Raw genomic sequence first — 7,801 nt, 5'->3', positions numbered from 1 at the left:
GTCCCCGCCCCCGTGACCGGGGGCGGGGGCGGGCCCGCCGTCGGGGCCCGCGGGGTCAGGCCAGCCCGGCCAGGAGTTCGGGTTCGTAGAGGACGTCGAACCCGGTGATGCGGTCCCCGTGCACCGTGAACGCCAGTGCGGCGTAGGGCCGCCCGTCCTTGAGGGAGACGAACCCGGGCAGGCCGCGGACCAGTGCCGGGCGCGCCTGCTCCGCCAGCCGCGCGAAGGTGATGGCCTGGGAGGCCACGGCCCGCGCGCCCCGGGTCTCGGCGGGGACGCCGGCGAGTCTGGCGGCGGTGTCGGGGCGGACGACCACGTCGGGGGCCAATACCCGCAGGAGCGCCTCGAAGTCGCCCCCGCGGGCCGCGGCGAGGAAGGCGTCCACCACCTCCCGGCGTCGTGCCAGGTCGGTGCGGCCGTCGGCGCCGCCCCCGCGGACCCTGCGCCGGGCCCGGCTGGCCAGCTGCCGGGTGGCGGCGGGGCTGCGCTCGACGACGGGGGCGATCTCCTCGAAGGGCAGGGCAAACATGTCGTGCAGCACGAACGCCAGCCGTTCGGCGGGAGAGAGGGTGTCCAGGACCACCATGAGCGCCGTGCCGACGGTGTCGGAGAGGACCGCCTGGTGCTCGGGGTCGGTGTCCGGGGTGGGTGCGGCGGCGGGTGCGGGTTCGGGCAGGTCCTCGCCGGCGGGGTCCTCGCGGCGCGCCGAACGGGATCTGAGCAGGTCCAGGCACACCCGGCCGGTGACCGTGGTCAGCCAGGCCGCGAGGTTGTCGATCTGCGAGGCGTCCGTGCGGCTCAGCTTCAGCCAGGTCTCCTGGACGGCGTCCTCGGCCTCGGCGCGGGAGCCGAGCATGCGGTGGGCGATGGAGTGCAGCAGCCCGCGGTGTTCGTGGAAACGGGCGGCGAGGGATTCTGCGGTGTTCACCGGTCACATTCTTCCGTGCAGGTTCGTCGTGGTTCCGACGCTTGTTGATGCTGACGTTTTCGGGTCAGCCGGTGTGACCGATGTCGACGGAGGATGACGCATGAGTGACCTGGGCGATCTGCGCGGAATGCTGCGGGGCCGGGTGCTGGTGGCGGGCGAGGAGGGTTTCGACGCCGCCGCCCGGCCCTGGAACCTGGCGGTCGAGCAGCCGGTGGCGGCGGTGGTGGAGGCCGCCGGTGCGGACGACGTGTCCGCGCTGGTCCGCCACGCCCGCCGGTGCGGGCTGACGGTGGCGGTGCAGCCCACCGGGCACGGCGCCTCGGGGGCGGTGGAGGGTGTGGTGCTGCTGCGCACCGGGGCCCTGGACGGGGTGGAGGTGGACCCGGTCCGGCGCACCGCCCGTGTGGGGGCGGGGGTGGCCTGGGGGCGGGTGCAGGAGGCCGCCGCCGCGTACGGTCTGACCGGGCTGCCGGGAAGTTCCACGGTGGTGGGGGTGGTGGGGTACACGCTGGGCGGCGGTCTGAGCTGGTTCGCCCGACGCCACGGGTGGGCTGCCGACAGTGTGAGGGCGTTCGAGGTGGTGGACGCCGAAGGCGGGCGGGCCCGGGTGGACGCGGCTTCGGACCCGGACCTGTTCTGGGCGCTGCGCGGGGGCGGAGGGGACTTCGCCGTGGTCACCTCCGTGGAGTTCGACCTGTACCCGGCGCCGGAGCTGTACGGGGGCCGGGTGGTGTGGCCGGTCTCGGCGGCGGCGCGGGTGATGGCGGCTTTCGCCGAGGTCGTGTCCGGGGCGCCGGAGGAGTTGACGGTGTGGGCGAACCTCCAGCAGATCCCGGGGCTGGATCCGACGGTGTCGGTGGACGTCACCTTCCTGGGCGGGGAGGAGCGGGCGCGCAAGCTGCTGCGGCCGCTGGAGGCGGTGGGCGCGCCGCTGCGGGACGGGCGCGGGACGATGTCGTCGGCGGCGCTGGGGTCGATCACCGCCGAGCCCACCGCCCCCTCGCCGGGGATGGCGCGTGCGGAGCTGCTGAGGGGGTTGGACGGGGGTGCGGTGCGGGCTCTGGTGGAGGAGCCGCCGGCGCCCCTGCTGGGGGTGCAGGTGCGGCACCTGGGCGGCGCCCTGGCGCGGGAGTCGGCCACCCCGTTCGGTGCGGTGGAGGAGCCGTACTACGTGTACGCGCTGGGGGTTCCCGTCTCCGCGCAGGCGGCGCAGGGGATCCGGGAGCGCCTGGGGCGGCTGGTGGCGGACCTGGGGCCGCTCGTGAGCGGACGCAAGCCGCTGACGGCGCTGGCCCCGGGGGAGTCGGTGGCCGACGTGTTCGGGCCGGAGGCGTTGGCGCGGCTGCGGCGGATCAAGCGCGAGCGCGACCCGCACGGGGTGGTGCGGTCCAACTATCCGGTGGGCGGCTGAGGGCTGCGGGGGCCGGCCGCGCGGTCGGCCCCCGCAGCGCGGTCAGGAGTCGGTGCGCCGGGAGAGCCGTTCGTGGCGCTGTCGGGCGGCCTGGGCCGAGCCGAGGCCCAGTCCGAAGGCGATCTCCTGCCAGGTCATGCCGCGGCCTTTGGACATCTGGAGCAGGCCGGCCTCCAGCTGGTCGAACTCCGCGCGGGCCCAGGGCACCAGGGTGAGTGCGGCGGTGAGGTCGTCCTGGTCGACGGGGGGTTCGCCGTCCTGGAGCAGGGCGCTGCCGGCGGCGAGGTCGGCGACGCGGCGCAGGGCGTCGAAGGGCTGCATGGGCATGCGCTGCTCGTCCCAGCGCGTGCGGTGCTCGCCGGCGGCGTGGCGTTCGGTGATGTGCAGGAGCGCCTGGTGGGTGCGCAGGCGTTGGGCGTTGCGGGCGTCGGGCCGGGTGAAGGCGTCGTCGCGTTCTTGCTCGGTCATGCACCCAGCATGGGACTTGAACAAGTTGTTGTCAACTAATTTTTTTCAACCAAGTGTTCACGGCCGGGGCGGCGGGTCCCGAGGCCGTTCCCCGGCGACCGGTCGGCGCGCCCGCCGCACGGTCCCGGCCCGGGAGCGCCCTGGTCCTCAGCGGGCCAGGTACTCCGCGAAGGTGGTCCTTCCGACCGCCCTGTCCGGGGCCAGGTGGCCGCCCGCCCGGTAGGCGGCGAAGGTCCTGCCGGGCAGGCGCAACGGCAGGAGCCGCCGACGCAGCCCCTCCGCCTCCAGGTAGGCGCGGGCCAGGTCGCGGAAGGACTCCACGCGCGGTCCGCCCATGTCGGGGGCGCGGCCCGCCGGGGCCCCCTCCGCCAGGCGTGCCAGGCGGGAGGCGACCTCGGCGCTGTCGACCGGCTGCACGTCCACGTCCGGGAACGGCATGAGCGGTGAGCGGGCCGCGCCCGCGCAGATCCGCCGGACCAGGGCGTGGAACTGGGTGGCGCGCAGCACCGTCCAGCCCAGACCGGAGGCCTCCAGGGCCCGCTCGACCAGCAGCTTGTCCTTGTAGTAGCCCAGGGGTACGCGGTCCACGCCGACGATCGAGACGTGGACCACGTGCGCCGTGCCCGCCGCGCGCACCTCGCGGACGAGGTGGGTGGCGGACTCGATGTCGCCGCCGGCGGGACTGGAGGCGCAGTGGACCACCGTGTCGACCCCCTCCAGTGCCCGGCCCAGGCCGGCGCCGGTGCGCAGGTCGACGCCGACGGCGTCGGGGTCCCCGGGGTCGGGGTGGCGGCTCAGGGGGCGCACGCCGTGCCCCGCCCGGCGCAGGTGCTCCACGACGGCACGGCCGAGGGTTCCGGTACCGCCTGTGACCAGCACTGTCTTCATGATGGCTCCCTCTGTGGCCGGTGGGGACGACGCTAACACCGGAGCAGGGTCGTACGTGTGCTTTCGCGGTGGTTCGTCGCGGTGTGTGTTCCGGCCGCCGAAGGGCCCAGCCGGATCGTTCGGCCGGTTGCCCGGGGGACGGGTGACCTGCGGGGGAAGGCGCGGCGCTAGGGTGCTGGCAGCGTCGGCGCAGCGGGCGGCGGCGCGAAGCGGTGAGGAGTGTGCCCATGTCCGGGATCGCCGAGAGGCTGACGGCAGCGATCGGGGAGGAGCAGGTCGTCACCGACCCCCAGGTCATGGAGGGCTACTCCCACGACGAGGCCGAATGGGCCCCCTACGGGCGCCCCGCGGCCGTGGTGCGCCCCCGCGACACCGCCGACGTGTCGGCCACGGTCGCCCTGTGCGCCGAACTGGGGGTCCCGGTGGTCGCGCGCGGCGCGGGCACCGGGCTCTCCGGAGCGGCCAACGCCGTGGACGGCTGGGTGGTGGTCTCCTTCGAGCGCATGAACCGCGTGCTGGAGGTGGACCCGGTCCAGCAGACCGCGACGGTGCAGCCCGGCGTCGTCAACGACGACCTGCGCGAGCGGGTGGCCCGGGACGGCCTGTGGTACCCGCCCGACCCCGCCTCCGCACCCTGGTCCACCATCGGCGGGAACGTGGCGACCAACGCGGGCGGGCTGTGCTGCGTCAAGTACGGGGTCACCCGCGACTACGTGCTGGGCATGGAGGCGGTCATGGGGTCCGGGGAGGTGGTGCGGCTGGGCCGCGTCACCGCCAAGGGCGTGACCGGCTACGACCTGTGCGGGCTGATGGTCGGGTCGGAGGGCACCCTGGGCATGGTCACCGAGGTGACGCTGCGGATGCGGCCCCTGCGCACCGGCGCCGAGCACACGGTGGTCGGCTACTTCGACTCCCTCACCGACGCCGGGCGCGCCGTGGCCGCCGTCTCGGCGGCGGGGGTGGTCCCCTCGGCGATGGAGCTCATCGACCGGTTCTGCCTCCAGGCGGTCGACGCCTGGAAGAACATGGGGCTGTCCGCCGAGGGCGAGGTGCTCCTGCTGGCGCGCAGCGACCAGCCGGGCGCGGCCGGGGAGGAGGAGGCCGAGCGCATCCTGTCCTGCTTCCGGGAGGAGGGCGCGGTGTACGCGGTGCGCTCCACCGACCAGGAGGAGGCCGAGGCGCTGTTCGAGGCCCGCCGCCTGGCCTACCCGGCCCTGGAGCGGCTCGGGCCGCTGCTGACCGAGGACATGTGCGTGCCCAAGGCGAAGCTGCCGGAGATGCTGGAGAGGATCGAGGCCGCCGCCGAGCGGTTCGACACGCGGATCGGCAACATCGCCCACGCGGGCGACGGCAACCTGCACCCGCTGTTCATCGTCCCCGCCGGCGACGAGGCGGCCAAGAAGCGCGCGCAGGAGGCCTTCGAGGTGATCGTGGACGAGGCCCTGGCCCTGGGAGGGACGGTCACGGGTGAGCACGGTGTGGGGTTGTTGAAGATGCGCGGCGCGGCACGGGAGATGGGGCCGGACGTGGTGCGGATGCACCACGCGGTCAAGAACGCCCTCGACCCCCGGGGCATCTTCAACCCGGGCAAGGTGTTCGCCTGACCCGCGGGCCGGGCGGGCCGGGGCCTGCCCGGGGGCAGCGCTATGGCAGATTGTGGTCATGGACGACGAACTCGCGCCGACCCTGGCCGCGGTCGGGCCCCGCCTTCGCGCCCTGCGCCGAGAACGCGGGGCGACCCTCTCCCAGCTGTCGGAGGCCACCGGCATCTCGGTGAGCACCCTGTCGCGCCTGGAGGCCGGACGCCGGCACCCCACCCTGGAACTCCTGCTCGCGCTGGCCCGCGCGCACGGCGTGCCCCTGGACGAACTCGTGGGGGAGGACCCCGCCTCCGATCCGCGCGTGCGGCGCAGCTCCTTCGTCCGCAACGGGATCACGTTCGTGCCGCTGACCCGCAAGCCCGGGGGGCTGCAGGCCTTCAAGGTCACCTATCCGCCGCCCCGGGGCCACACCGAGATCGAGCAGCGCACCCACGAGGGCTACGAGTGGCTGTACGTCCTGAGCGGGCGCCTGCGCCTGGTCCTGGGCGACCACGACATGGTGCTCTCGGCCGGGGAGGTCGCCGAGTTCGACACGCGCCTGCCGCACGCCTTCGCCAACCCCGGCCCCGAGCCGGTGGAGTACCTGGGCCTGTTCGGCCCCCAGGGGGAGCGCGCCCACGTGCGGGTGCGCCCGCGCACCAGGGGATCCGCCGACAAGGAGTGAGCGGGAAAGGGGAACCGGTCCGGTGGTGGGCGGCGTCTCACCGTGGGAGAGCCGCACCCGGATGAGGAGTTCCCCTTGGACGTCGCCCTACTGGTCCTGGCCGTCACGGTCGCTGTGGTCGCCGCGGTCGGCGCCCTGGTGTTCGCGGGCTCGGCCGCCGAGCGCCGGCGTGCGAAAGCCCTGGCCGCCTGGGCCGAACGCGAGGGGTGGCGCTACGACCGGGAGCGCCCGGAGCTGGTGGACCGCTTCTCGGGGGATCCGTTCGTGGAGGGCCGTTCCGACGCCAGGGCCACGCACGTGCTGTGCACGGAGCTGCGCGGCCACCGCGTCCTGGCCTTCGAGTACCGCTACTCCTCCTCGCACCACGACGGGCGCCAGACCAGGACCGCCACCCACACGCACACCGTCGTCGTGCTCCCGGTCCCGTCCGGCGCCCCCGTGCTGGAGCTGCGGGAGGAGGCCCTGGGGCATGCGGTGCTGGGCCCGCTGGGGGTCCACGACCTGAGGCTGGGCGAGACGGCGTTCGACTCCCTCTTCTACGTCGCCACCTCCGACGACGGCTTCGCCCGCGCCGTCCTGGACGAGGACGTGCGGTCGTGGCTGGCCGGCGCCGGCGCGGCGGCCGTGCCCTTCCGCATCCACGGCGACCGTCTGCTGTGCTGGGACCACCGGGCACTGGACGCCGAACGGGTCCGTGCCTCGGCCCGGACCATGGTCGGACTGCTGGAGCGGATCCCCGCCTCGGCCTGGGAAGGCGCCCCGAAGGCCCCGGAGGTCCGTCCCTGAGGCGGCTGTCTCAGGGGCGCCGCGCGGGCGCGCATCCGCTCCACCGCAGGTCCGGTTCCAGGTGCGAGACGTCGTTGAAGGCCAGGACCTCGGCCGCCCGCCCGGGCGTGTGGCGGATGACGGTCAGGGCGGCGTTGGCCGGGGCCAGGGTCGCCCACCGCCAGGCGGGCGCCCCGAGTGCGGCCACCGTCAGCCAGCCCACCGGGTAGGCGTGGGTGATGACCGCCTCCCGGACCTCCCGTTCGCCCGGGGCCGTACCGGTCGGATCCCGCGGAGCGGTGCGCGGTTCGGCGCGCGGGCGGAAGGTGAGACGTCCCCCCTGAGCGGGTAGGGCGGCCAACGCGGCACCGGAGCGGTGCCGAGGACGCGACCCGAGGGGGCAGCCATGGCCGACAGGCTCAACGGACGCAGGATCGCGATTCTGGCCGCGGACGGGGTCGAACGGGTCGAACTCGTCCGCCCGCGCGAGGCGCTGCGGGAGGAGGGCGCGAGCACCGACCTGGTCTCGCTGAGCGAGGGGGAGATCCAGTCGATGAACGGCGACATCGAGCCCTCCGAGCGGTTCGCGGTGGACCGTGTGGTCTCCGAGGCCAAGGTGGAGGACTACGACGCCCTGGTGGTCCCGGGAGGGACCGTCAACCCGGACAACCTGCGCCTGGACGCGGACGCCGTGGGGTTCGTGCGCGACTTCGTCGCGGCGGGCAAGCCGGTGGCGGCGATCTGCCACGGGCCCTGGATCCTGGTGGAGGCCGACGTGGTGCGGGGGCGCACGGTGACCTCCTACCCCAGCATCCGCACCGACATCCGCAACGCCGGCGGGGTCGTGGTGGACAAGGAGGTGGTCACCGACCACGGGGTCACCACCAGCCGCAACCCCGACGACCTGCCCGCGTTCTGCGAGCGCATCGTGCGGGAGTTCGCCCAGGGGTGAGGCGTGCGCCGGCGCGGTGCGAACGACGGGCGGGGCGGTGGATTCGACCCGCAACCACCGCCCCCCCCCTCGGCAGCCCCGCGCCAAAACCGGCCCCGACACCTCGGGGTGGCGCCGCAGGTGG

General features: G+C 74.7%; 9 protein-coding genes. 5 read left to right on the top strand and 4 right to left on the bottom strand.

Going from position 1 to position 7,801, the window contains the following annotated elements:
- Positions 1–55: 55 nt before the first annotated feature.
- Complete coding sequence (locus ACWGL3_RS29455) at positions 56–928, bottom strand: sigma-70 family RNA polymerase sigma factor (RefSeq protein ID WP_452462040.1); 873 nt, start codon at positions 926–928, stop codon at positions 56–58.
- Positions 929–1,028: 100 nt separating this feature from the next.
- Between ACWGL3_RS29455 and ACWGL3_RS29450 the strand changes: the two genes are divergently transcribed.
- A complete protein-coding gene (locus tag ACWGL3_RS29450; protein WP_344175375.1) occupies positions 1,029–2,339 on the top strand; it encodes an FAD-binding oxidoreductase in 1,311 nt (436 codons plus the stop codon).
- 42 nt (positions 2,340–2,381) lie between these two features.
- Here the strand turns inward: ACWGL3_RS29450 and ACWGL3_RS29445 are convergent, their stop codons facing one another.
- Both ACWGL3_RS29445 and ACWGL3_RS29440 read right to left on the bottom strand, forming a co-directional pair.
- A complete protein-coding gene (locus ACWGL3_RS29445) occupies positions 2,382–2,807 on the bottom strand; it encodes a DNA-binding protein (protein WP_267950157.1) in 426 nt (141 codons plus the stop codon).
- A gap of 147 nt (positions 2,808–2,954) precedes the next feature.
- Positions 2,955–3,695 (bottom strand): SDR family oxidoreductase, encoded by a 741-nt coding sequence (locus tag ACWGL3_RS29440; protein ID WP_267950156.1) that lies wholly within the window; start codon positions 3,693–3,695, stop codon positions 2,955–2,957.
- Between the two features lie 227 nt (positions 3,696–3,922).
- Here ACWGL3_RS29440 and ACWGL3_RS29435 point away from each other — a divergent pair, with 227 nt between their 5' ends.
- The 3 genes from ACWGL3_RS29435 (at position 3,923) to ACWGL3_RS29425 (ending at position 6,746) form a co-directional block, all read left to right on the top strand.
- The gene (locus ACWGL3_RS29435) at positions 3,923–5,299 is read left to right on the top strand and encodes an FAD-binding oxidoreductase (RefSeq protein ID WP_267950155.1); all 1,377 of its coding nucleotides are present in this window, start codon (positions 3,923–3,925) and stop codon (positions 5,297–5,299) included.
- Positions 5,300–5,357: 58 nt separating this feature from the next.
- On the top strand, positions 5,358–5,960 hold the full coding sequence (locus tag ACWGL3_RS29430; RefSeq protein WP_452462039.1) for a helix-turn-helix domain-containing protein: 603 nt from the start codon (positions 5,358–5,360) through the stop codon (positions 5,958–5,960).
- 75 nt (positions 5,961–6,035) lie between these two features.
- A complete protein-coding gene (locus ACWGL3_RS29425) occupies positions 6,036–6,746 on the top strand; it encodes a hypothetical protein (RefSeq protein ID WP_452462038.1) in 711 nt (236 codons plus the stop codon).
- 10 nt (positions 6,747–6,756) lie between these two features.
- Here the strand turns inward: ACWGL3_RS29425 and ACWGL3_RS29420 are convergent, their stop codons facing one another.
- Positions 6,757–7,086, bottom strand: coding sequence for a histidine phosphatase family protein (locus ACWGL3_RS29420; RefSeq protein ID WP_267950152.1), 330 nt, complete (start codon positions 7,084–7,086; stop codon positions 6,757–6,759).
- A gap of 45 nt (positions 7,087–7,131) precedes the next feature.
- Between ACWGL3_RS29420 and ACWGL3_RS29415 the strand changes: the two genes are divergently transcribed.
- Positions 7,132–7,677 (top strand): type 1 glutamine amidotransferase domain-containing protein, encoded by a 546-nt coding sequence (locus ACWGL3_RS29415; RefSeq protein ID WP_452462037.1) that lies wholly within the window; start codon positions 7,132–7,134, stop codon positions 7,675–7,677.
- The last annotated feature ends 124 nt before the right edge of the window (positions 7,678–7,801 follow it).

This window comes from Nocardiopsis sp. NPDC055824 (assembly GCF_053616335.1).
The sequence above is the reverse complement of the archived record's forward strand: the minus strand, read 5'-3'. Positions and strand labels throughout refer to the sequence as shown.

Excerpts from the sequence above, each read along its gene's own strand:
- ACWGL3_RS29450 (WP_344175375.1), top strand. The coding sequence starts at position 1,029 with ATGAGTGACCTGGGCGATCTGCGCGGAATGCTGCGGGGCCGGGTGCTG.
- ACWGL3_RS29445 (WP_267950157.1), bottom strand. The coding sequence starts at position 2,807 with ATGACCGAGCAAGAACGCGACGACGCCTTCACCCGGCCCGACGCCCGC.
- ACWGL3_RS29440 (WP_267950156.1), bottom strand. The coding sequence starts at position 3,695 with ATGAAGACAGTGCTGGTCACAGGCGGTACCGGAACCCTCGGCCGTGCC.
- ACWGL3_RS29435 (WP_267950155.1), top strand. The coding sequence starts at position 3,923 with ATGTCCGGGATCGCCGAGAGGCTGACGGCAGCGATCGGGGAGGAGCAG.
- ACWGL3_RS29430 (WP_452462039.1), top strand. The coding sequence starts at position 5,358 with ATGGACGACGAACTCGCGCCGACCCTGGCCGCGGTCGGGCCCCGCCTT.
- ACWGL3_RS29415 (WP_452462037.1), top strand. The coding sequence starts at position 7,132 with ATGGCCGACAGGCTCAACGGACGCAGGATCGCGATTCTGGCCGCGGAC.